The sequence below is a fragment of the Stenotrophomonas sp. YJH_SMC_40 genome (assembly GCF_059368615.1).
The window spans coordinates 24,214-45,881 of record NZ_JCAFRX010000016.1; the positions used below are offsets into that span (position 1 = coordinate 24,214).

Annotated in this window: 19 protein-coding genes; 8 read left to right on the plus strand and 11 right to left on the minus strand. The window is 68.1% G+C overall.

Annotated elements, in window-relative coordinates; translation table 11 throughout:
- Positions 1–30: 30 nt before the first annotated feature.
- The gene (locus AC5P6X_RS20850) at positions 31–2,877 is read right to left on the minus strand and encodes a S8 family serine peptidase (protein WP_329757054.1); all 2,847 of its coding nucleotides are present in this window, start codon (positions 2,875–2,877) and stop codon (positions 31–33) included.
- Between the two features lie 183 nt (positions 2,878–3,060).
- Between AC5P6X_RS20850 and AC5P6X_RS20855 the strand changes: the two genes are divergently transcribed.
- The 3 genes from AC5P6X_RS20855 (at position 3,061) to AC5P6X_RS20865 (ending at position 5,270) form a co-directional block, all read left to right on the plus strand.
- The gene (locus tag AC5P6X_RS20855; RefSeq protein ID WP_169448277.1) at positions 3,061–4,236 is read left to right on the plus strand and encodes a thiolase family protein; all 1,176 of its coding nucleotides are present in this window, start codon (positions 3,061–3,063) and stop codon (positions 4,234–4,236) included.
- A gap of 124 nt (positions 4,237–4,360) precedes the next feature.
- The gene (locus tag AC5P6X_RS20860) at positions 4,361–4,702 is read left to right on the plus strand and encodes a hypothetical protein (RefSeq protein ID WP_005410581.1); all 342 of its coding nucleotides are present in this window, start codon (positions 4,361–4,363) and stop codon (positions 4,700–4,702) included.
- Positions 4,703–4,859: 157 nt separating this feature from the next.
- Positions 4,860–5,270, plus strand: coding sequence for a hypothetical protein (locus tag AC5P6X_RS20865; RefSeq protein ID WP_005410582.1), 411 nt, complete (start codon positions 4,860–4,862; stop codon positions 5,268–5,270).
- 281 nt (positions 5,271–5,551) lie between these two features.
- Here AC5P6X_RS20865 and AC5P6X_RS20870 read toward each other — a convergent pair whose 3' ends face one another.
- A complete protein-coding gene (locus AC5P6X_RS20870) occupies positions 5,552–7,189 on the minus strand; it encodes an acyl-CoA dehydrogenase family protein (RefSeq protein WP_169448276.1) in 1,638 nt (545 codons plus the stop codon).
- A 113-nt stretch (positions 7,190–7,302) separates the two neighbouring features.
- Between AC5P6X_RS20870 and AC5P6X_RS20875 the strand changes: the two genes are divergently transcribed.
- Genes AC5P6X_RS20875 through pdeM form a run of 4 tightly spaced genes read left to right on the plus strand, consistent with a single transcriptional unit; the run spans position 7,303 to position 12,992 of the window.
- A complete protein-coding gene (locus tag AC5P6X_RS20875) occupies positions 7,303–8,301 on the plus strand; it encodes a ligase-associated DNA damage response exonuclease (RefSeq protein WP_005414211.1) in 999 nt (332 codons plus the stop codon).
- On the plus strand, positions 8,298–9,905 hold the full coding sequence (locus tag AC5P6X_RS20880) for an ATP-dependent DNA ligase (protein ID WP_285311818.1): 1,608 nt from the start codon (positions 8,298–8,300) through the stop codon (positions 9,903–9,905). Before AC5P6X_RS20875 ends, AC5P6X_RS20880 begins: the two co-directional genes overlap by 4 nt.
- Positions 9,902–12,361, plus strand: a complete 2,460-nt coding sequence (locus tag AC5P6X_RS20885) for a ligase-associated DNA damage response DEXH box helicase (RefSeq protein WP_262090989.1) — start codon at positions 9,902–9,904, stop codon at positions 12,359–12,361. The genes AC5P6X_RS20880 and AC5P6X_RS20885 overlap by 4 nt, the downstream gene beginning before the upstream one ends.
- Positions 12,351–12,992 (plus strand): ligase-associated DNA damage response endonuclease PdeM, encoded by a 642-nt coding sequence (gene pdeM / locus AC5P6X_RS20890; protein ID WP_049450989.1) that lies wholly within the window; start codon positions 12,351–12,353, stop codon positions 12,990–12,992. The genes AC5P6X_RS20885 and pdeM overlap by 11 nt, the downstream gene beginning before the upstream one ends.
- A gap of 1 nt (position 12,993) precedes the next feature.
- On the opposite strand, the gene AC5P6X_RS20895 is transcribed toward pdeM, so the two are convergent.
- The 9 genes from AC5P6X_RS20895 to rlmD all read right to left on the minus strand — a co-directional run bounded on the left by AC5P6X_RS20895 (position 12,994) and on the right by rlmD (position 20,311).
- Entirely contained in the window at positions 12,994–13,263 is a 270-nt protein-coding gene (locus tag AC5P6X_RS20895) for a hypothetical protein (protein WP_024958257.1), read from the minus strand.
- Positions 13,264–13,443: 180 nt separating this feature from the next.
- Positions 13,444–14,712 carry an FAD-dependent oxidoreductase gene (locus AC5P6X_RS20900; RefSeq protein ID WP_049451014.1) on the minus strand — a complete coding sequence of 423 codons (1,269 nt, stop codon included), beginning with the start codon at positions 14,710–14,712 and terminating at the stop codon, positions 13,444–13,446.
- A gap of 102 nt (positions 14,713–14,814) precedes the next feature.
- Positions 14,815–15,021, minus strand: a complete 207-nt coding sequence (locus AC5P6X_RS20905; RefSeq protein ID WP_005410590.1) for a cold-shock protein — start codon at positions 15,019–15,021, stop codon at positions 14,815–14,817.
- An 88-nt stretch (positions 15,022–15,109) separates the two neighbouring features.
- Positions 15,110–15,856: an S-methyl-5'-thioinosine phosphorylase gene (locus AC5P6X_RS20910; protein ID WP_005410591.1), complete on the minus strand. Its 747-nt coding sequence runs from the start codon at positions 15,854–15,856 to the stop codon at positions 15,110–15,112.
- A gap of 82 nt (positions 15,857–15,938) precedes the next feature.
- Positions 15,939–16,493 carry a hypoxanthine-guanine phosphoribosyltransferase gene (locus AC5P6X_RS20915; protein ID WP_005410592.1) on the minus strand — a complete coding sequence of 185 codons (555 nt, stop codon included), beginning with the start codon at positions 16,491–16,493 and terminating at the stop codon, positions 15,939–15,941.
- A complete protein-coding gene (gene nagZ, locus AC5P6X_RS20920) occupies positions 16,493–17,500 on the minus strand; it encodes a beta-N-acetylhexosaminidase (RefSeq protein WP_005414204.1) in 1,008 nt (335 codons plus the stop codon). The genes AC5P6X_RS20915 and nagZ overlap by 1 nt, the downstream gene beginning before the upstream one ends.
- A gap of 148 nt (positions 17,501–17,648) precedes the next feature.
- Positions 17,649–18,344, minus strand: a complete 696-nt coding sequence (locus AC5P6X_RS20925) for a DsbA family oxidoreductase (RefSeq protein WP_033834348.1) — start codon at positions 18,342–18,344, stop codon at positions 17,649–17,651.
- A 112-nt stretch (positions 18,345–18,456) separates the two neighbouring features.
- Positions 18,457–18,942, minus strand: a complete 486-nt coding sequence (locus tag AC5P6X_RS20930; RefSeq protein WP_005414202.1) for a CYTH domain-containing protein — start codon at positions 18,940–18,942, stop codon at positions 18,457–18,459.
- Between the two features lie 34 nt (positions 18,943–18,976).
- On the minus strand, positions 18,977–20,311 hold the full coding sequence (rlmD, locus tag AC5P6X_RS20935; protein WP_005414201.1) for a 23S rRNA (uracil(1939)-C(5))-methyltransferase RlmD: 1,335 nt from the start codon (positions 20,309–20,311) through the stop codon (positions 18,977–18,979).
- A gap of 127 nt (positions 20,312–20,438) precedes the next feature.
- Between rlmD and AC5P6X_RS20940 the strand changes: the two genes are divergently transcribed.
- Positions 20,439–21,167 (plus strand): response regulator, encoded by a 729-nt coding sequence (locus AC5P6X_RS20940; RefSeq protein ID WP_005410597.1) that lies wholly within the window; start codon positions 20,439–20,441, stop codon positions 21,165–21,167.
- Positions 21,168–21,668: the final 501 nt, after the last annotated feature.

The window sequence follows — 21,668 nt, forward strand, 5'->3', positions numbered from 1 at the left end:
GCCGGGAGCCTTCCCGGCGCGACCGATTGCTCAGAACCCGGTGCTGTAGCGCAACGCAGCCTGCCGCGCGCCCTCGCCACCGATACGCTGGTCGAAACCCAGGCTCAAGCGGCCATTGCGGCCCCACCACGATTCCAGCGCGACGCCGATCAGCGCACTGCCGCGCGGCGCATTCCAGCCTGCCAGCGGCGCCCAGGCATCCACGCCGACAAAACTGGCCTGCCAATCGGCGTCACCGCCGTCCAGCCGCTGCTGCCACTCGGCGTGTCCGCGCAGGTTCCAACGCCCCCAGCCCCGCTCGCCACGGATGCCGGCCAGCATCTGGCTGCGCTGCGCGCGGGTGGCATCACCCCGCAGGCCGAAGCCGAAACCGCCCAGCTCATTGAACGCATCGGTATCGACACGCGTGGTGCTGGCACCGAGGTAGGGCGTCACCGAAGCCCCTGCGCGGCCCAGGCGATATCCGCCTTCCACGCTGGCGCTGCTGAAACGCCCGCCGTAACGCGCCGAGACACCATAGGCGCCCGCACCCAGCAGCAGCTGGCGATCCAGCGCGCGGGTGAACTGGCCACTGCCGAACTGGGCCAGCGCATAGCCACGCCCCAGGCTCCAGCCAGCGTACAACTGTGCCTGCGCCTGGCGGTCGCGCCCGCGATCACCGCCGAAGCTGCTGCCTCCATTGCTGCGGGTCTCGCCGAAGGCGACGCCCATCAGGCCGTTGCCGCCCAGAGGCAGATCCTGGCCGGCCATCCAGCCCCGGCTGTCGGCGGCGTTGCCGGCGAAGCTGCCCTGCCCCGCCTCACCCAGCGCGCTCTGCCAGCTCCCGCGCAGGCGCGGGGTGGCCTGTACACGATCGAAGCGCTCGGCAATCGCACGCCGCGACATGTCGATGCTGTCGAAGGTGGCGGCCTCGGCGCGGGCATGCGCCTGGCCGGACAGGCTCTGCAGGCTGTCGGCCAGGCCCTGCTGGCCGCCTCCGGCCCACTGCAGCGCACCGGCTGCCGCACCGAAGGGCGATCCCTGCAGGCCGGTGTTGCCGTCGAGCACTGCGAATGCGCCTTCCAGTCGCTGCGCTGCGGCTTGTGCGGAGGCGCTCAGGCCACTGGCTGCGGCGGTGACGCTGACCTGGTTCACGTTCAACCAGGCGTTGTTGCTGTCGTAGCCATACGTGGGTGCCACCAGGGTCAGCCCCTGCAGGCCGGTAGAAGTGGCTTGGGTACTGAAGGTGCCGTTCAGGCCACCCGCGGCGTGGATGAGGTCCTGGCGCGTTCCGTTCTGCGGCACATAGCCGGAGACGAAGCCGTGCACACGCACACCGCCATTGATCGTTGCGTTGCCGGTGACCTGAAGTGCGTTGGCACCGAGCGCGATCATCAGCTGCGCGCCGGGCTGCTGGGTGTAGTTGCCCTCGATGGTGCCGGTGGTGTTGCCGGTGGTGAGGAACACGCTGCCGCCGTTGACCACATTGCCGATCACCCGCGGCGTGCCACCGTTGAACTGCAGACCGGTGGAGTCCGGGTCGGGCTGGGCGAGGATCGTCACATTTGAACGGATCACGCCACCGTTCTGCAGCGTCAGGATGCCGCGCTCGATGCGGGTGGCGCCGGAATAGCTGTTGTTGCCGGCCAGTACCAGCTTGCCTCCGCCCTGCTTGACCAGGCCACCGCTGCCGGTGATGCCGTTGCTCCACATCGAGTTGGTCGAGCCGGCATCAACGTTGGCAACCACATCGCCCCAGTCGAAGCGGCCGGGACCGTTGATCGCGCGACCGATGTCGAGCAGGCCATAGCCGAACACCGGATCCACGCCGGGCGCACCGATGTCCTTGGCAGTGCCCAGCAGGGTCTGCCTCACCAGATCGTTGTTGAAGTAGGGGAAGCGCTGCCAGACCAGCGCCGCCGCACCGGAGACCAGCGGCGCGGCGAACGAGGTGCCGTAGTTCCAGTAGTAGCTGCCACCGTTGGCATCCGGGTAGACCGCGCTGCCCGGCGCTGCCAGGCAGTAGCGGGCCGCCTGGCCGCAGGCATTCGAATAGCTGGCCAGCGCGCCCGGCGTAAACGGGTCCACCGCCGTGGCCACCAGCCAGCCGCGCTCCAGATCGGCCGCCGGAAGCGTGCCTGCCACGCCCTTCTGGCTGGGCAGCGCGGCCAGGCTGCTCGGCTCGCTGCGGCCGTCATTGCCGGCGGCGAACACCACCAGGCCACCGTGGTTGATCACGAACGGCCGGTATTCGGCGGCTACCTGCGCGGTGGTCGGCAGGTCGGTCCAGTACAGGCCGCCCCACGAGTTGTTCATCACCTTCACGTTGTAGCTGATCAGGTCCTGGTGGACCTGGGCCACGCCCAGCGGCCCACTGAAGGCATTGCCCTGGCCACTGCCGTCATCGGTCGGCGGCTTGTCGGAAATGATCCTTGCCGAGACGATCTGGGCGCCTGGCGCGATACCGCCCGGCCAGGTCCCCACTGCTGCGCCGGCGGCGAGGCTGGCCACGGCGGTGCCATGCCCGACCACGTCATCAACCGCCAGGTTGTTCCTGGCGGGATCGATGTAATTGAAGTTGGCCAGCACGCGACCATTCAAGGCCACCGCGTTGCGCTGCACGCCCGAATCGACGATGCCGATGCGCACGCCCTGCCCGGTCAGGCCGGCGGCCTGTGCGGCACGCGCGTTGGTGACTGAAAGATGCGCGTCAAAGGCCGGCTCCTGCGGCTTGGCCGGCGGTGGTGTCGTCGGCGGAGGCGTGGTTGGAGGGGTCGGCGTGGTCGGGGGCGGGTCGACGCGCACGTTGCTGCCGCCTCCGCCGCCTCCACCACAGGCCGTCAGCGCCATCGCCAGCGCGGTTGCCAGCACAGACCTCACCATCATCGTTCGCTCCATCGATTCCTTCCCGTGAACGTTGGCCTGCATTCATCCCGGCAGGCGTTCGGCGCCGCACAGCGGCAGCCCTCCCCGACCCTCTATACTTGGGCCGACCCCCACGCAGTCTGCCGGGAAACCGGGGCGCATCCAACGGCCTCCGGTCTCCTTTCCGAACATTGCTTACGCATCAACGAGATTGCCATGTCCAACATCGTCATCGCCGCCGCCAAGCGCACCGCCATCGGCTCCTTCCTCGGCCAGTTCAACGGCGTGCCGACCCCGACCCTCGGCGCTGCAGCCATCGCCGCCGCGCTGGAACAATCGGGTGTCCCGGCCAGCGACGTTTCCGAAGTCCTGATGGGCTGCGTGCTGCCGGCCAACCTCGGCCAGGCGCCCGCCCGCCAGGCGGCGATCGCCGCCGGCATCCCGCTGTCGGCCGGTGCCACCACGCTGAACAAGGTGTGCGGCTCGGGCATGAAGACCATCATGCTCGGCCATGACCTGATCAAGGCCGGCTCGGCCAGCATCGTGGTCGCCGGCGGCATGGAATCGATGTCCAACGCCCCGCACATGCTGCCGAACTCCCGTACCGGCAACCGTTTCGGCAACTTCCAGGCGGTCGACCACATGGCCCACGATGGCCTGGTCAACGCCTATGACGGCAAGGCCATGGGCGAATTCGCCGAGTGCGCGGTGGACAAGTACCAGTTCAGCCGCGAAGAGCAGGACGCCTATGCGATCGAGTCGGTCAAGCGCGCGCAGGCTGCCCAGGCCAATGGTGCGTTCGCCGACGAGATCGTCGCGGTGAAGGTAGCCACCCGCAAGGGTGACGTCGAGGTCGCCACCGACGAGCAGCCGGGGCGCTCGGACATCGCCAAGATCCCGACCCTGCGTCCGGCCTTCAAGAAGGACGGCAGCGTGACCGCCGCCAGTTCCTCCAGCATCTCCGACGGTGCCGCCGCGGTGGTGCTGCTGACCGAAGAGGATGCCGCCGCGCGAGGCATCACGCCACTGGCCCGCGTCGTCGGCCACGCCACCCACTCGCAGGAACCGGAGTGGTTCACCACCGCGCCGATCGGCGCGCTGCACAAGCTGCTGGGCAAGACCGGCTGGTCGCTGGACCAGGTCGATCTGTTCGAAATCAACGAAGCCTTTGCCGTGGTGGCGATGGCCCCGATGCGCGAACTGGGCATCCCTCACGACAAGCTCAACGTGAATGGCGGCGCCTGCGCACTGGGTCACCCCATCGGTGCCTCCGGCGCACGTCTTGTGGTGACCCTGGTCAACGCTCTGCGCACGCGTGGTGGCAAGCGCGGCATTGCCACCCTCTGCATCGGCGGCGGCGAAGCAACGGCAATCGCCATCGAATTGATTTAAAAAGATTTAACGATGATTTCGCAAAAATGAATGCGGGATCGCTTGACACCCAATCTTGGCTTGTCATCATGTTGTCGGCGCGCAGCATGCGCGTTGCCTAATTCTAACGACGAGGATTTACACAATGAGCATCAACAAGCTGCTGGTCGCGATGTCCCTGGCTCTGGCCCTGGCCGCCTGCTCGAAGCAGGAAGCTGCCCAGGACGCCGCTGCTTCGGCCAACGAAGCCGCCACCGAAGCCCAGGCTGCTGCCGACCAGGCCGCCGCTGCTGGCGCCCAGACCGCCGACGCTGCCCAGCAGGCCGCTGACACCGCCGCCACCGCTGCTGACGCCGCCACCGACGCCGCTGCCCAGACCGCCGGTGCTGCCACCGACGCTGCTGCCGGCGCTGCTGCTGACGCTGCCAAGGCTGCTGAAGGCACCGCTGAGAAGGCCAAGGACGCTGCTGAAGAAGCCAAGAAGTAATAACTTCTTTCTTCACGCTGTTCTGGAAAAGCCGCTGGTTCGCCAGCGGCTTTTTCTTTGCGTGGATGCCGGCGATCAAGCCCCTGCATCGCGACCCGGTCTTCACAACGGCATGAATAGGCTGGCGTCCCCATCCATTGCAGTGCCGGAGACCGCCATGAAGATTCGTCCGATCACCACCACCCTGCTGGCCGCCTCCCTGCTGCTGGCCCTGGCCGCCTGCAAGGGCCCGGAAGCCGAACAGGCCAAGCAGGACGCGCAGCAGGCGGCCGACAGCGCCGGCGCTGCCGCCCGCGACGCCGTCGACAAGGCTGCTGCCGCCACCCGCGAAGCCGCCGACAAGACCGCCGCCGCTTCCGAGCAGGCCGCCGCCGATACCCAGCAGGCGCTGGACAAGGCCGCAGACGCCACTGCCAACGCCGCCGACAAGGCCAAGGACGCCGCAACCGACGCCGCCGCGCACGCCAGCGACGCCACCGCCGACGCCGCGCAGAAGGTCGCCGACAAGGCCCGCGATGTCGCCAATGACGCCAAGGCCAACGCCGCCAAGGAAGAAGCCAAGCACTAAGCCTTACCGGCAGCCGAGCACCGGCTCGGCTCCACAGGAAAAGCCGCGGCACTGCCGCGGCTTTTCTGCTTTTCGCTCCCTGCTTCTTCTGTTGATTCCGTGGTGTGCGCCCACGGAAAGTGTCCAAGGACGCGCGGGTAGGTGGCGCAGGGGCGTAAGCGCCATGGATGGCGCGCCCCAGCCTACAAGGACGTATTCACGGCGCCCCCTGCGCGACCTACCCGCGCGGCCCACCCATCAGTATCAGCGCCCACCACGAGGGGCTCCGCCGTTGGCCGCCCCTACGGCAGCGCGCGCGCCAGCATCGCCGTCAGCTCCAGCCCCGCCGGCAGCGTCCCGAACGCCAGCCCATGCTCCCCTTCCAGCCGGCTACGCACGAACGCCTCCGCCATCGGACTGCGCGCACGCAGCAGCAGCGCCGCCTGCAGCAGCAGCGCAGTGCGCTCGCAGAACAGCCGCGCCTGCGCTTCCTCCGGTGGCGGCGCCGCTGCCCAACGCTGCAATGCTGCTGCATAGCGCGCATCACGGTCAGCCACCGACGCCAGCTCACCGCGCAACGCCGCCATCGCCTCCGGTTCACGCGCCAGCGCACGCAGCACATCCAGGCACTGGATGTTGCCGCTGCCCTCCCAGATCGAATTCAACGGTGCCTGCCGGTAAAGGCGGGGCAGCATCGACTCCTCAACGTAGCCGGCACCGCCCAGGCATTCCTGCGCTTCATTGACGAAGGCCGGCGCACGCTTGCACAGCCAGTACTTGCCCAGCGCCGTCCCCAACCGCGCCATCGCCGCTTCATTGGCATCCACACCGGCACGATCCACCGCGCGTGCGATGCGCATCGCCAACACCGTGGCTGCTTCCGACTCCAGCGCCAGATCAGCCAGCACGTTGGTCATCAGCGAGTGCTCCACCAGCAGCTTGCCGAAGGTGCGCCGATGGCGTGCATGATGCAGCGCCTGCGCCAGCGCCATGCGCATCTCCGCGGCCGCACCCAGCATGCAGTCCAGGCGGGTCATCATCACCATGCCGATGATGGTCGCCACGCCACGCCCTTCTTCGCCCACGCGCCATGCCTGCGCGCCACAGAACTCGACCTCGCTGGACGCATTGGACCAGTCACCCAGCTTGTCCTTCAGCCGCATCAGCCTGAATGCATTGCGGTCGCCATCGGCCAGCCGGCGCGGCATCAGCAGGCAGGTCAGCCCGCCCGGTGCCTGCGCCAGCACCAGGAAGCCATCGCACATCGGCGCGGAAAAGAACCACTTGTGGCCGACCAGGCGGTAACGTTCGCCATCGATCGGCTCGGCGCGCGTGCTGTTCGCACGTACATCCGAGCCGCCCTGCTTCTCGGTCATGCCCATGCCCAGCGTGATGCCGTTTTTGTCCGCCACCGGCACGTCGCGCGGGTCATAGACCGGCGCGGCGGCCTTGCGCGCCCAGTCGGCCAGGTGCGGGTGCGACTGCAGCACTGCCACCGCCGCATGGGTCATGGTCAAGGGGCAACTGGTGCCAGCTTCGGCCTGGTGGTGCAGGTAGCTCAGCGCCGCACGCGCGACGTGTGCGCTGGGCTGCGGCTCGTGCCAGGACAGACCCGCCACGCCATGCTGCTTCGCTGCGGACATCAGCTGGTGGTACGCAGGGTGGAACTCGACCGTATCAATGCGGTGGCCCTGCGCATCGTGCGTACGCAGCCGCGGGCGATCACGGTTGGCATCGAAGCCGAGCCGGTACAGCTCGTCGCCGGCCAAGGCCCCGTACACGGCCAGGCGTGGCGCTAAGGCACCGGCACCCTCGCGATGCACCGCCTCCGCCAACGCCACATCGTCGGTCCACAGATGGCGGCCCGCGAACGGTGGCGGCTGGTTCAGCACCACATGGGTTTCAAACGGCGCGTTGCTGCTGAAGCTGGGTCCACTCATCCGGTCCATCCTGGCGGCAAGAGGTATGCGGTCCGATTGTGCCGCATGCCCTGCCAAGCCCGTGTTCAGGCCGGTTCTCACCGCCTGCACGAAGCGCAGGCCACAGTGGCCGCATGGAAGGCAATGACGATCTGGTAGTGCTGCGTCCGGAGGGGCTGTACTGCGCCGCGGGAGATTTCCACATCGATCCCTGGCGCCCGGTGCCGCGCGCGGTCATCACCCATGGCCACGGCGACCACGCGCGCCCGGGCATGGGCGAATACCACTGCAGCGAAGGAAGCCTGCCGATCCTGCGCTGGCGGCTGGGCGATGTTGGCGTGCAGGCGCACGCCGAGGGGGTGCCGTTCCGCTTGGGCCGGGTGCAGGTATCGCTGCATCCGGCCGGTCATGTGCTCGGTTCGTCCCAGGTGCGCATCGACGATGGTGAACGGGTGTGGGTGGCGTCCGGCGACTACAAGCGCCAACCCGACCCGACCTGCACGCCCTTCGAAGTGGTGCCCTGCGATACGTTCATTACCGAAGCGACGTTCGCGCTGCCGATCTATCGCTGGCCGGACACCCCGGCGGTCGCCGCAGAGATCGTGGCGTGGCGTCGCGAATGCGAACAACGTGGCGAAGCGGCGATCCTGCTGTGCTATGCACTCGGCAAGGCGCAGCGGGTGCTGGCCGAGTTGTTGCCACTGGACGACCGCCCCGCGTGGCTGCACGGCGCCATCGCCAATGGCGTGTCGGTCTACCGGCAGGCCAACATCCCGATGCTGGAGACGCTCACCGTCGCCGAACAGGGGCGTCAACCCGATGCCGCCGGCCAGTTGATCCTGGCCCCACCCTCGGCCGCAGGCACGCCGTGGATGCGCCGCTTCGGGCCGCATCAACTGGGGTTCGCCTCGGGGTGGATGCAGCTGCGCGGCAACCGGCGGCGGCGCAACGTCGACCGGGGCTTCGTCATTTCCGATCACGCTGATTGGCCCGCGCTGCTGCAGACCATCGAACAGACCGGCGCGCAGCGGGTCATCGCCACCCATGGCAATACCGATGCATTGATTCCGTTCCTGCGCGAGCGCGGCGTGGCGGCTGAAGCCTTTCGCACCGACTTCGGGAGCGAGGAATGAAGGCCTTCGCCGCGCTCTACCAGCGCCTGGACCGCAGTACTGCGACGCTGGACAAGCGCGCCGCACTGGTCGACTACTTCCGCCACGCAGCGGCGCACGATGCGGCGTGGGCGCTGTACCTGCTCAGCGGCGGCAAGGTCGGCGGCACACGTCGCAGGATCGCCGCCAGTGGTGAGCTGCGCAGCTGGATTGCCGAGGAATCCGGACTGCCCGCCTGGCTGGTGGAAGACAGCTACGCTCAGGTCGGCGATCTGGCCGAAACACTGACACTGCTGCTGGATGACCCCTTGCATCCCGCCGCCGACCGGCCGTTGTCGGACTGGATCGAGCAGCATCTGCTGGCGGTGGCCAACCAGCCCGAAGTGGTGCGCCGTGCGGCGGTCGTCGCCGGCTGGCGGCAGCTGTGCAGCGGCGAGCGCCTGGTGTTCAACAAGCTGCTCACCGGCGCGCTGCGCGTGGGTGTCTCGCAACGGCTGGTGCAGCAGGCGCTGGCAGAATGGTCCGGCCTGGACATCGCGCGCATCGCCCAGCGCATGCTCGGCGAGTGGGTGCCCTCTCCCGCGTTGCTGGGGCAGCTGCTGTCGCCGGATGAACTGCCACTGGACCGGCAGCAGCCGTACCCGTTCTTCCTGGCCTCACCGCTGGAGGGCGAACCGGGCGAACGGCTGGGTCCGGTCGAAGACTGGCTGCTGGAGTGGAAGTGGGATGGAATCCGTCTGCAGCTGCTGCGCCGACGCGGTGAAGTGGCGCTGTGGTCACGTGGCGAAGAACGGCTGGATGGCCGCTTCCCGGAAATTGAACAGGCCGCGATGGCGCTGCCCGACGGCTGCGTGCTGGACGGAGAACTGCTGGCCTGGGACGAGAGCGACGACCTGCCACGCGCCTTCACCGCGCTGCAGACCCGCATCCAGCGTCGCAAGCCCGGTGCAGCGACCTTGCGCAACACCCCGGTACGCGCGCTTGCCTACGACCTGCTTGAACGCGATGGCGAGGATCTGCGCGGGCTGCCACTGCAGCAACGGCGTGCACAGTTGGCCGAGGTCATCGGTGCCCTGGGCGACACACGCATCCAGCTGTCGCCCGACGTACCCGCTGGAGACTGGCTGCAGGCGGCCACGTTGCGGGAGGCCGCCCGTGAGCGGGGCGTGGAAGGGTTGATGCTGAAACGCCGGACGTCCGCCTACCAGTCAGGGCGACGGCGCGGCGACTGGTGGAAATGGAAGGTCGACCCCCTGACCATCGATGCCGTGCTGCTGTATGCGCAGTCCGGCCATGGACGGCGCAGCACGCTGTACACCGATTACACCTTCGGCGTCTGGGACGGCGATACGCTGGTGCCGGTGGCCAAGGCCTATTCGGGCCTGGATGACAAGGAAATCCTGGCCCTCGATCGCTGGATCCGCGCCAACACCCGTGAACGGTTTGGCCCGGTGCGCAGCGTGCGTGCCGAACAGGTGTTTGAACTGGGCTTCGAGGCAGTCAACCGCAGCAGCCGGCACAAATCCGGCATCGCCGTGCGCTTTCCCCGCATCCTGCGCTGGCGCCACGACAAGCCCGCCGCCGAAGCCGACCAGCTGGCCACGCTGCAGGCGCTGGCGCGATGAACCGCCGCGAGGCGTTGCGCCGGCTGGAAGACTGGTTCGCTGCGCGCGGCTGGCGCTCACTGCCGTTCCAGCGCGCGATGTGGCGGCACTATCTGGCGGGCGACTCCGGGCTGCTGCACACCCCCACCGGCAGCGGCAAGACGCTGGCCATGTTCGGCGGCCCGCTGCTGCAGGCGATGCTCGATCCACCGTCGGCACCGCGCCGGGCCAGCGCGGTGCGGCCGCTGCAGGTGCTGTGGGTGACGCCGCTGCGGGCATTGGCCAGTGATACCGCACGTGCGCTGCAGGCAGTGATCGACGGGCTGGGCCTGGGCTGGCGGGTCGGCCTGCGCAGCGGCGACGCCAGCAACCGCGAGCGCCGGCAGGCCCGCGAAGGCCGCGTCGACGTACTGGTGACCACGCCGGAATCGCTGGCACTGCTGCTGAGCTATCCCGACACACTGCCACGCATGCGCCAGCTGCGCTGCGTGGTGGTGGACGAATGGCATGAACTGCTGGGCAACAAGCGCGGCGTCCTGCTGCAGCTGAACCTGGCGGTGCTGCGCGACGCCGCCCCTTCCCTGCAGCTTTGGGGACTGTCGGCCACGCTGGGCAACCTGCCGCAGGCCCGCGACGTGCTGCTGCCTGGCCAACAGGATGCACCGATCGTACAGGGCGTTCGTCCGCGCGCGATCAGCGTGCGCAGCCTGCTGCCGGAACCCGGTGAACGTTTCCCTTGGGCGGGGCATCTCGGCCTGGCGCAGCTGCCGCGCGTGCTGGACGCGCTGATGGCCGTACGCAGCAGCCTGCTGTTCACCAACACCCGCGCGCAGGCCGAGCTGTGGCACCAGGCGCTGGCTGCGGTATGGCCGGAAGACGCGGACACGCTGGCACTGCATCATGGCTCGCTGGATCCAGCACTGCGCCAGCAGGTGGAAGACGGCCTGCGCGCAGGCGCGTTGCGCTGCGTGGTGGCGACCTCCAGCCTCGATCTCGGCGTGGATTTCCCGGAGGTTGAACAGGTACTGCAGCTGGGCAGTCCCAAGGGCGTGGCGCGGCTGCGCCAGCGCGCCGGGCGCGCACGCCATCGTCCCGGCGCCGGGGGGGCCATCGTCTGCATACCCAGCCACGCACTGGAACTGGCCGAATATGCAGCGGTGCGCCGCGCACTGCACGAAGGCGTGGTCGAAGCGCGTCGACCGCCGACGTTGTCACTGGACGTGCTGGCACAGCATGCGGTCAGCCGCGCCCTCGCTGGCGGCTTTGACAGTGATGCGCTGCTGGCGCAGGTGCGTCGCACCCATGCCTTCGCCACGCTGGGCGATGAACAATGGCGGGCCGTGCTGGACTTCATCGTGCAGGGTGGGCAGGCGCTGGCGCAGTACCCCGATTTCCACAAGGTCGTGCGCGATGCCGATGGCAGCTACCGCATGCACGATCGCCGCCAGGCGCTGCGGCACCGCCTGTCGATCGGCACCATCAGCAGCGATGGCAGCGTGCGCGTGCAGTTCCTGCGCGGTGGCGGGCTTGGTGCAGTGGAGGAGCAGTTCGCCAGCCGCCTGCGTCGCGGCGACCGTTTCCAGTTCGCCGGGCGCCTGCTGGAACTGGTGCAGCTGCGCGACATGACCGCTTTCGTGCGGCTGGCACGAGGGCGCGGCGATGGTGTGGTGCCGCGCTGGCAGGGAGGCCAGTTGCCACTGTCGATGCCACTCGGCCGTGAGCTGGAGTGGGTGCTGTCCGGCGCCGACGACAGTGCCGAATCCCGCTGGTTGTCACCGTTGCTGGCACTGCAGCAACAGCTGTCGGCGCTTCCCGGCCCAGAGCACCTGCTGGTGGAAGAGGTGCGGCGCCGCGAAGGCCAGTTCATGTTCGTCTACCCCTTTGCCGGCCGCCACGTACACGAGGCACTGGCCGCGCTGTTGGCGCTGCGCTGCACCCGCCAGCAACGCAACAGCATTGGCTATGCGGTGAACGATCATGGCCTGGTGCTGGCGCCGGCGCGGCCGATCGATCTGGATGAGGCGCAATGGCGTGCGTTGTTCGGCAATGAGCGGTTGCTGGACGATCTGCGCGCCGCAGTGAACCTGGGCGAGCTGGCGCGACGTCAGTTCCGGGGCATCGCACGCGTAGCAGGCCTGCTGGTGCCCAGCCTGCCCGGTGGCATGCCACGGTCGCTGCGCCAGCTGCAGGCGTCCGCGGGCCTGCTGTACGACGTGCTGCGCGAGCACGATCCGGAACACCTGCTGCTGGCGCTGGCGGAACATGAAGTGCTGTACGACAGCCTCGACCTGCCGGGGGTGCAGCAGGTACTGGAGCGGATCGGCACGCAGCAGCTGTCGCTGCAGCGACCGTCATCACTCACGCCGCTGGGCTTTCCATTGTGGGCCGAACGCCTGCGCGGTCAGTTCAGCAATGAAGACTGGCGTATGCGCGTGCAGCGCGCGGCCCAGCAACTGGAGCGCCGCCATGACCGATGAATTGCCGCTGCTGCTTGCTGGTGAGTCCGTGGTCCTGGTGGGCGCGCGTGCGCTGTACTGGCCCGCGCGGCAGGCACTGCTGATCGCAGACCTCCATCTGGGCAAGGCCGATGTGTTCCGTCGCGCCGGCATCGCGTTGCCCAGCGGCGGCACCGGCGAAGACCTGCAACGCTTGCAGCGGCTTCTGGACCTGCATGCCTGCCGCGAGCTGTGGATCCTGGGCGACATCCTGCATGGGCCGGCGCATCGCGCTGCGTGGTACCAGCAATGGCTGGGATGGCGTGAACGCAATGCTTCGCTGGACGTGCATGTCCTGCGCGGTAATCACGACCGCCAGCTGCCGCATGCGCAGTTGCAGGTCCAGATCCACGATGAAGTACGACTGCGGCCGTTCCTGCTTCGGCATGAGCCGATGCCCGATGCGGCGCTGCATGTGATCGCCGGGCATCTGCACCCGCAGGTTGCCTTGAGGCCACTGCGACGGCGCTTCCCCGCGTTCTGGCTGCGTGACCGGATGACGGTCCTGCCGGCCTTCTCCGCATTCACTGCAGGCATCGTGCCTTCCCCCGCCCGCGGCGAACAGATGATCGCCTGCGTGGAAAGCGGCCTGGTGGAACTGCCGGTCGCCTGACTCAGGCCGGGCCAATGCCCAGCTGCGGCATCAACTGGAAATCAGGGGTGTCATTCTCACGCCGCCGCGGCAAGGCCTGGATTGCCGCCAGCATCTCCTGCGCGCAGGTCCGGATGCGTGCGTGGTGTTCCGGCGATGCATGGCTGACCAGGCTGCCGACATGGAACTCGAATACATCCTCCAGTACGTCGGGCTGGTCCTCGTGCAGCATCTGCAGCAGTCCACGCAGCTTGCAGATTTCCGATTCCAGCTCTTCGACCGCGAACAACATGGCGTCCTCCTCTTCAACATCAAGCGGCACGTCCGGGCCGCAACAGGCCGCAACAGCAGCGCTGCCCGGGCCACGCGCGATGTTGATCACGGAAAGGAAAACGGGCGACGCGCAGTCGCGTGCAAGCTACTTCTCGCACATCCGCGGTGAGGCAACCGTTAATTCACGTGACGGCACGCTTCACGCGCCGGCCGTGATCGCGTTGCTGCGAGGTATCTCCATCGTCGTCGCCAATGCGTCGATGAAGGCCGGATCCAGCGTGAGCGAACCGAACCACCCCTGCTGCGTGCCGCTGAGCACGCGCAGCATGTGGCCACGGCCTCCGGGCAGGCGCCCCATCGGGCCCAGCAGCACGTCGCGCGTCTTCGCCCAGGCATCGCGATCTGACTGGAACAGCGGCGTCAGCCAGCGACTCCAGCGCTGGTAGACCGCCACGTGGGCCCTGCGTTGCGCCTGGTAGGCCTGCAATGCAGCGGCACCACCGCCATGCGTGCGCACCGCATCGCGCAGCGCCAGCGCATCGAGCAGCGCCATGTTCACCCCCTGCCCCAGCTGCGGGCTCATCGCGTGCGCCGCATCACCTGCCAGCACCATGCGGCCCTGGTGCCAGCGCGTCATCACTGCATCGCGATAGACCGCGCGCGCCAGCTGGCCGGCATCGCGCAGGTGGGCGAAGCGCGCACTGGCCTGCGGCCACAGCGCATGCAGCTCGTCCAGCCAGGGCGTCATGCCATCGGCCTGCCAGCGCTCGAAGTCGGTGCGTGGCAGGCTCCAGAAGAAGCTCAGGCGCGGCGTGTCATCGCCGGGGCGCGTGCCGACCGGCAACAGGCCGATCATCTTGCGCGCGGCCACGTAGCGCTGCCGCAGCTCCTGCACATGCGGCCAGTCTTCGGCCGGCAACAGGCACCACAGCGCTCCCCACGGATACACGCGGTCCAGCCCGGCACCGCCGGCAATGGTGCTGCGCAGCGTAGAGGCCGCGCCATCGGCGGCCACCACCAGGTCGAACGGGCCATGCAGGCGCCCTTCGCTGTCGCGCAGGCGGCCCTGCTCGGCATCCACGGCGGCGATGGTGACGCCCGCATGCAGATTGCCTGCCCCCCCGCGCGCCTGGTCCAACAGCGAGAACAACGCCCCACGCTGCATGCCCAGGCCATGCAGGCGCGCATCCAGACCGTCGTAGCGCATGTCCATCACCGCGCGCTCGCATGGCGTGTCGCCATACAGGCGGTGCACCGGCGCGGCATGCGCGCGCACCGCATCCAGCAGGCCCATCTGCCACAGCACCTGCAGGCCGCTGGGCTGCAGCAGGAAACCGGCACCCACCGGTCCCGGCGTCGGCACGCGCTCGAATATCTCTACCTCGTGGCCGTCACGGGTGAGGAGGATGGACACTGCCTGTCCAGCGGTGCCGTAGCCGATCACGGCGATACGCAGTCGTTCCGTCATGGCCACATTGTGCCCGAGGCGGGTGGACCGCGAACCGGCCGCGGGCACGCCGCGCAAAAAAAACCCCGCCGAAGCGGGGTTTTCAACGCACTGTCGAGTGGATCACTCGGCCGGCGTGATGTTCGAAGCCTGGGCACCCTTCGGGCCCTGGGTCACGTCATAGGTGACACGCTGGCCTTCCTGCAGGCTGCGGAAGCCCTTGGAGTTGATGGCGGAGAAGTGCGCGAACACGTCGGCGCTGCCATCCTCCGGCGAGATGAAGCCAAATCCCTTGGCGTCGTTGAACCACTTGACGGTACCGTTCGGCATGGTGATGCGAGACCTTATGCAATGAATGGGTGGTGTACGCTGAACCCGCGCACAAGCTGAGTATGCAAAGCTTGCTCGGGGAAGACAATCACCCCCGCGCCAATTCGCCCACCAGTTCCGGAAGTCCGTTGCTGGCCGCCTGTACGTTGGCCAGCACTTCGGCCATCGTAATCTCCTCGCCATCACCACAGCCGGCAGCCCAGTTGGCGATGATCGCCAGGCAGGCGTAATCCAGCCCCAGTTCGCGTGCCAGCGCGGCTTCCGGCATGCCGGTCATGCCCACCAGGTCGCAGCCGTCGCGGCGCATGCGGGCGATTTCAGCGATGGTTTCCAGGCGCGGGCCCTGCGTTGCGCCGTAGCAGCCACCGTCATGGACCGTGACGCCGGTCACTTTGGCCGCCGCCAGGATCTTGCTGCGCAGCATCGGCGTGTACGGGTGGCCGAAATCGACGTGGACCACATCGGTGCCCTCTTCTTCACAGATGGTGCTGATGCGGCCCCAGGTGTAGTCGATGATCTGGTCCGGGCAGGCCAGCACGCGCGGGCCGAAGTTCTCGGTGATGCCACCGACCGTGTTCAACGCCAACACGCGCTGCGCGCCCAGCTGCTGCAGCGCGGCCAGGTTGGCGCGGTAGTTGATCTTGTGCGGCGGCAGCGAGTGGCCTTCACCATGGCGCGCCAGGAACGCCACGCGATGGCCGAGCAGCGTGCCGACGCGCACCGGACCGGACGGGCGGCCGAAGCGGGTGTCGACCTCGTGGGTCTGCACGTCGTCAAGCTTGGCCAGGTTGTAGACACCGGTACCGCCGATCACGGCCAGGGCGATCTGTTGCATTCGAAGCACTCCATGAAAAGACGAACGCCGGCACCCGAGGATGCCGGCGGCAGAAGAAGACGCGCCGCGGGCGGCTGCGCCGTTATTCCTTCATCGCGTAGATGGCCGGCACGCAGCGCAGGGTTTCGTTGACGTCCATGCCGAAGCCGAACACGTAGCGGTCCGGCAGTTCGATGCCGGCGTAGTCGGCGGTCACGTCCGGCAGCGCGCGGTCGTGCTTCTTCACCGTCATCGCGGCGATGCGCACGTCGGTTGCGCCCTGTTCCAGGCACCAGGTGCGAACGCCCTGCAGGGTGTAGCCCTCGTCAAGGATGTCGTCGACCAGCAGCACGCGGCGGCCGAACAGCGAGGTGGCCGGCTTGTGCTTCCAGACCAGGTCGCCGCCGGTGGTTTCACCGCGGTAACGGGTGGCGTGCAGGTAATCGAACTGCACGTCCTGGCCGCGCGCGCCCAGTTCCAGCGCCAGCTGGCCGGCGAACGGCAGCGCGCCGTGCATGATCGACAGGAACAGCGGCACCTCGCCCTTGTAGTCGCGCGCGATGGCGTCGGCGATACCAGCGATGGCCTTGTCGATGGTGGGGCGGTCGACCAGCAGGTCAGCCTGGGCCAGGGCCTGGGAAATGGTGAGGTTGGGCATCAGACGGTTCTTCCAAGGGTTTCAAGCAGACGGGTTTGGGTGTCGCCATGGCGGGCATCGGCCAGCAGGCCATCCCAGCCAAGCGCGCCGCGGCCGATCAAGCCCAGCAGCGCAGCGGTATTGAGGGAGCGCCCCTGCACCGCGTGCAGGGCTTCATCGACCAGCTCCGGGTGGCAGACCAGCACCACGTCGCAGCCGGCGTCCAGATGGGCGTGCACGCGCGCCGGCACGCCGCCGGCGCTGTGCGAGGCGGCCATGCCGATGTCGTCGGAGAACACCACGCCACGGAAGCCGAGCTCGCCGCGCAGGATGTCCTGGATCCAGCGCGGCGAGTAACCTGCCGGTTCAGGCGCAATCTGCGGGTAGATCACGTGCGCCATCATCACCGCATCGGCACCGGCAGCGATGCCGGCCTGGAACGGCACCAGGTCCTGCGCGCGCAGCTCGTCCAGCGCGCGCGGATCGATCGCAGTATCGACGTGGGTGTCTTCCAGCACGGTGCCGTGGCCGGGGAAATGCTTGAGCGTGGCGGCCATGCCGACCGAGTGCATGCCACGCACGTAGGCGGCGGTGAACGCGGCCACCACCTGCGGGTCTTCACTGAAGGCGCGGTTGCCGATGGCACGGTTGCCACGGCCAAGGTCGACCACCGGCGCGAAGCTCAGGTCCAGGCCGCTGGCGCGTACTTCGCTGGCCATCAGCCAGGCGTGCCGTTCGGCCAATGCCAAGGCCTGCTGCGGGTCGGTGGCATACAGGGCACCAATGTCCTGCAGTGGCGGCAGATCGCTGTAACCCTCGCGGAAACGCTGTACGCGACCGCCTTCCTGGTCCACGCAGATCAGCTGCGGGCGCGGCGCGGCGGCGCGGATCGCCGCGCTCAGATCGGTCACCTGCTGGCGGGAGGCGAAGTTGCGCTTGAACAGCACCACCCCGGCCACGGCATCGTGCTGCAGCCAGTCACGTTCCTGGGCGGTCAGTTCGGTGCCGGCAACGCCGATCAGCAGCATGGTCGATCTCCACAACGCGCGCCCGCATGGCGCAGTGCCGCATTGTCGCAGAACCGGCCGACAGGCGCAGTGGTCAGAAAAAGGGGAGTGTGCGGTCAGAGCCCCTGCGGGGGGTCGGATCCCCGCAGGGGCCCTGACCCCGATCTGCTCAGACCTTGCAGCCGTCCGGGCCGCAGGCCTCGTCGTCGCCAGCCGGGGTGGCCGGAGCGCCCTGTTCGGCGGCAATCTGGCGCAGGGCGTTGGCGAAGGCCTCGGGGGGCTGCGCCCCGGAAATGGCCCACTTTCCATCGATGACGAAGGTCGGCACCGAGGAGATGCCCAGCGCATGCGCCTCCGCCAGCTTGGCTTCGACCTCGGCCAGGCCGCGGTCGGAGGCCAGCATCTGCGCGATTTCGCCGCCGTCCAGGCCGCCCGCCACACCGGCCTTGATCAACACCGCGCTGTCCGCCAGGTTCTGGCCAAGCTCGAAGTGGGCGCGGAACAGCGCCTCCCCGACCGCGTCCTGCACGCCGTGCTGGCCGGCCAGCCACAGCACCCGGTGCGCCGGCAGCGTGGTCACCCGCACCTGGCCCCGGCTGAAGTCCATCGGCAGGCCTTCCGCACGCGCCGTGGTCTGGGTCTGGCCGAGGATCTGCTCGGTGCGCTCGACGCCACCGAACTTGCGCACATAGGCCTCACGCAGCGGCACCGGGGTTGCGTCCGCGTCCGGGTCCAGCTGGAACGGCTGCCAGTGGATATCGAGTTCAGGCGCATCGGCGCCCAGCAACTGCACGCCCTGCTGGAAACGATGCTTGCCGATCCAGCACCAGGGACAGACCACGTCGGAGTAGATGTCGATTCTCATCCCCCCGACATGGGGCCCGCCCCCGCCGAAAAAAGGGGACGGAGGGGATTAAGTCGCTTTCCGCACAGGCGGGGTAAAGACGACTTAATCCCCTCCGTCCCCTTTCAGGGTCTCACCACTGTGAATAGGGATGACTGGCGAGCGCGACGTTGTAGTAGCGGGCGTCGTCGGTGACTTCCGCGCCGGCCCAGTCCGGCAGCTGGATGGCCTGGTCGGCGCTGTCCAGTTCCACCTCGGCCACCACCAGGCCGGCGTTGTCGCCGAGGAACTCGTCCACTTCCCAGGTCAGGCCGGCGTGCTCGACCAGATGGCGGCGCTTGTCGATCAAGCCACCCACGCACAGCGCCAGCAGCGCGCGCGCGTCCTCCACCGGAATCGGGTAATCGAATTCCTGCCGGGTGTGGCCGATGGTGCGCGACTTCAGGTTCAGCGCAGCATGGTCGCCCTCGATACGCACGCGCACCGAGGCGTTCTGGGTACCACGATCCAGCGCGCCCATGTCGTTGATGTAGCCCTGCGCCATCGGGATCACCCGGTGCGCAGCGGATCGCCAGCCATCGTTGATGACCAGGAATTTGCGTTCGATTTCAATGCCCATGGCGCGATTATGCGCCATGGGTGATGACAGCCGCTCAGCGCTTCTCGAACACCGCGATGCTTTCCACGTGCGCGGTGTGCGGGAACATGTCCATGGCACCGGCGCTGACCAGGGTGAAGCCCTGTTCATTGACCAGATAACCGGCATCGCGTGCCAGCGAACCCGGGTGACAGCTGACATAGACGATGCGCTTGAACTGCTTCAGCGGCAGCTGCTGCAGCACTTCGATGGCGCCCGAGCGCGGCGGGTCCAGCAGCAGCTTGTCGAAGCCCTGGCGCATCCACGGCGTGCTGCGCTGGTCCTGGGTCAGGTCGGCGCTGAAGAACTGGGCGTTGGCCAGGCCGTTGCGCACGGCATTCTCACGGGCACGCGCGACCAGGCCGGCATCGCCTTCCACACCCACCACTTCGCGCACGCGGCGGGCCAGCGGCAGGGTGAAGTTGCCCAGGCCGCAGAACAGGTCAAGCACGCGTTCGTCCTCGCCCGGCTCAAGCAGGTCCAGAGCGTGGGCGATCATCTTTTCGTTGAGCTTGGCGTTGACCTGGATGAAGTCCAGCGGGCGGAACGCCAGTTCCACGTCCCAAGGCGCCAACCGGAACGACAGCGGTACCCCCTGCCCGTCCAGCGGCTGCACGGTGTCCACGCCGCCGGATTGCAGGTAGATCACGAAACCATGCTGCTGGCCAAAGGCGGCCCAGGCGGCGCGGTCGGCATCGCTGAGCGGCTGCAGGTGACGTACGGTCAGCACCACCGCCTGATCGCCGGCGATGAACTCGATCTGCGGGATGTCGCGCTTGCCATCGAGCGATTCGATGAAGGTCGACAAGGCCTCGACCTTGGTACCGATCTCCGGGATCACGGTCAGGCACTGGCTGAGATCGGCGACGAAACGCGGGTCCTGTTCACGGAAACCGACCAGGGTCTTGTCCTTCTTCTCGACCCGGCGCACCGAGAAGCGGCCCTTGCGGCGATAACCCCAGCTCTCGCCGACCAGCGGCGCCAGCACCTTGCCCGGCTTCACATGGCCGATCCGCTCCAGGTTGTCCATCAGCACGCGCTGCTTGGCGACGATCTGCTGGTCTTCGTCCAGATGCTGCAGCACGCAGCCGGCGCAGGTACCGAAATGCGGGCACTTCGGGGTCACGCGCTGGGGCGAGGCCTGCAGCACTTCCACCGTGCGCGCCTCGTCGAAATGGCGGCTGCGGGCGGTCTGTTCGGCCATGACCACCTCGCCCGGCAGGGCGCCGCTGACGAAGGTGACCTTGCCGCCCTCGCCTTCACGGCGGGCGACGCCGCGACCATCATGGCTGAGGTCGAGGATCTCGGTCTGGAACGGGGTACGGTCGATGCGGGAGCGGGATCGGGCCACGTGGCAACAGGCTGCGGGCAAAAATGGGGGCACATTGTCGCAGATCCTGACTGGCAGGGTCCGGACCCGCTTGCGCCCGCCGCCGCCGTGCTTGATGATTGCAGCAGCTGACATGGAGGCAGCCCTGATGCAGATGACCCCGCGGGCCAGCCGGCCCCGCTTCCTGCTTGTCGAGGACGACATCATCAGCCGCGGTTTTTTCAAAGCGGCGTTGGAAACGTTACCGGCGGACGTGGACACCGCAGATTCATTGGCCAGCGCGCTGGCCAGCGCCGAGCCCGGCGCGCATGACCTGTGGCTGATCGACGTCAACCTGCCGGACGGCAATGGCGCGCAGCTGCTGCGTGAACTGCGCCGTTCACACCCCGATACCCCGGCATTGGCGCATACCGCCGATGGCGACACCTCCATCCATGCCCGCCTGCGCGAAGCTGGCTTCAGCGACACGCTGGTCAAGCCGCTGGGCCGCGACCAGTTGCTGAAGGCCGTGCGCCGGGCACTGGTGAACAGCCCGGCGGGGATCTCCGTTGCCCCGGCTCCGGCAGCGGTCGAGCTGCAGGTGCAGGACTGGGACGAGACCGCGGCACTGGCCGCGCTCAATGGCCAGCGCAACCACTTGATAGCGCTGCGCGAGCTGTTCCTGGCCGAGTTGCCGGGCGTACGCGACGCGGTCGAGCAGGCGGTGGACCAGCACGACGAGCGCCAGCTGCGCAGCCAGCTGCACCGGTTGCAGGCGAGCTGTGGGTTTGTCGGCGCGGCACGGCTGGGACGGGCGGTGCGGCAGCTGCATCATGCGCCCGAGTCCGGGCAGGCCCAGGCGGGGTTCCGCGACGCGGTAGCGGCCCTGCTGCATTGAGGGTTTTTCGGCAGGGCTGCGCCCTGCACCCGCAGAGGCTTCAGGCCAAGGCAACAGCAAAAGCAAAAGCTGGCATTCCGTGGGTGGCGGGGCGGTATCGGAGTGCGGGGACGCCGTAAACCCGTCCATGGGGGCTTGGCAGCCGCATCCATGCGGCTGACACCCCGCCCTCCGACACCGCCCCACCTCTGACAGTTTTCCGCGATCGGGTAGATCCACGCCGTGCGTGGATGAATCTCTGTCAGATATCGAAATCAATCTGGGGTCGGATCCGTTTTCCTGTGGAAAACGGATCCGACCCCGTGCCGTCCCGACAGCTCGCGGAAAAACTGTCGAAGGCGGGGTGGGTCCGGTTGCGGAGGCGTGAGCCGCATGGGCCCGAGGCATGCCTCGGGCGGGTTGGGCAGGACGCCCAACCCCGGTCTTGCCGTGTGCGCAGGACAGCGCACACGAGCAAGCGGCGACCGAGCTTACATGGGTGAGGGCGCTTTGCTTGCGAAG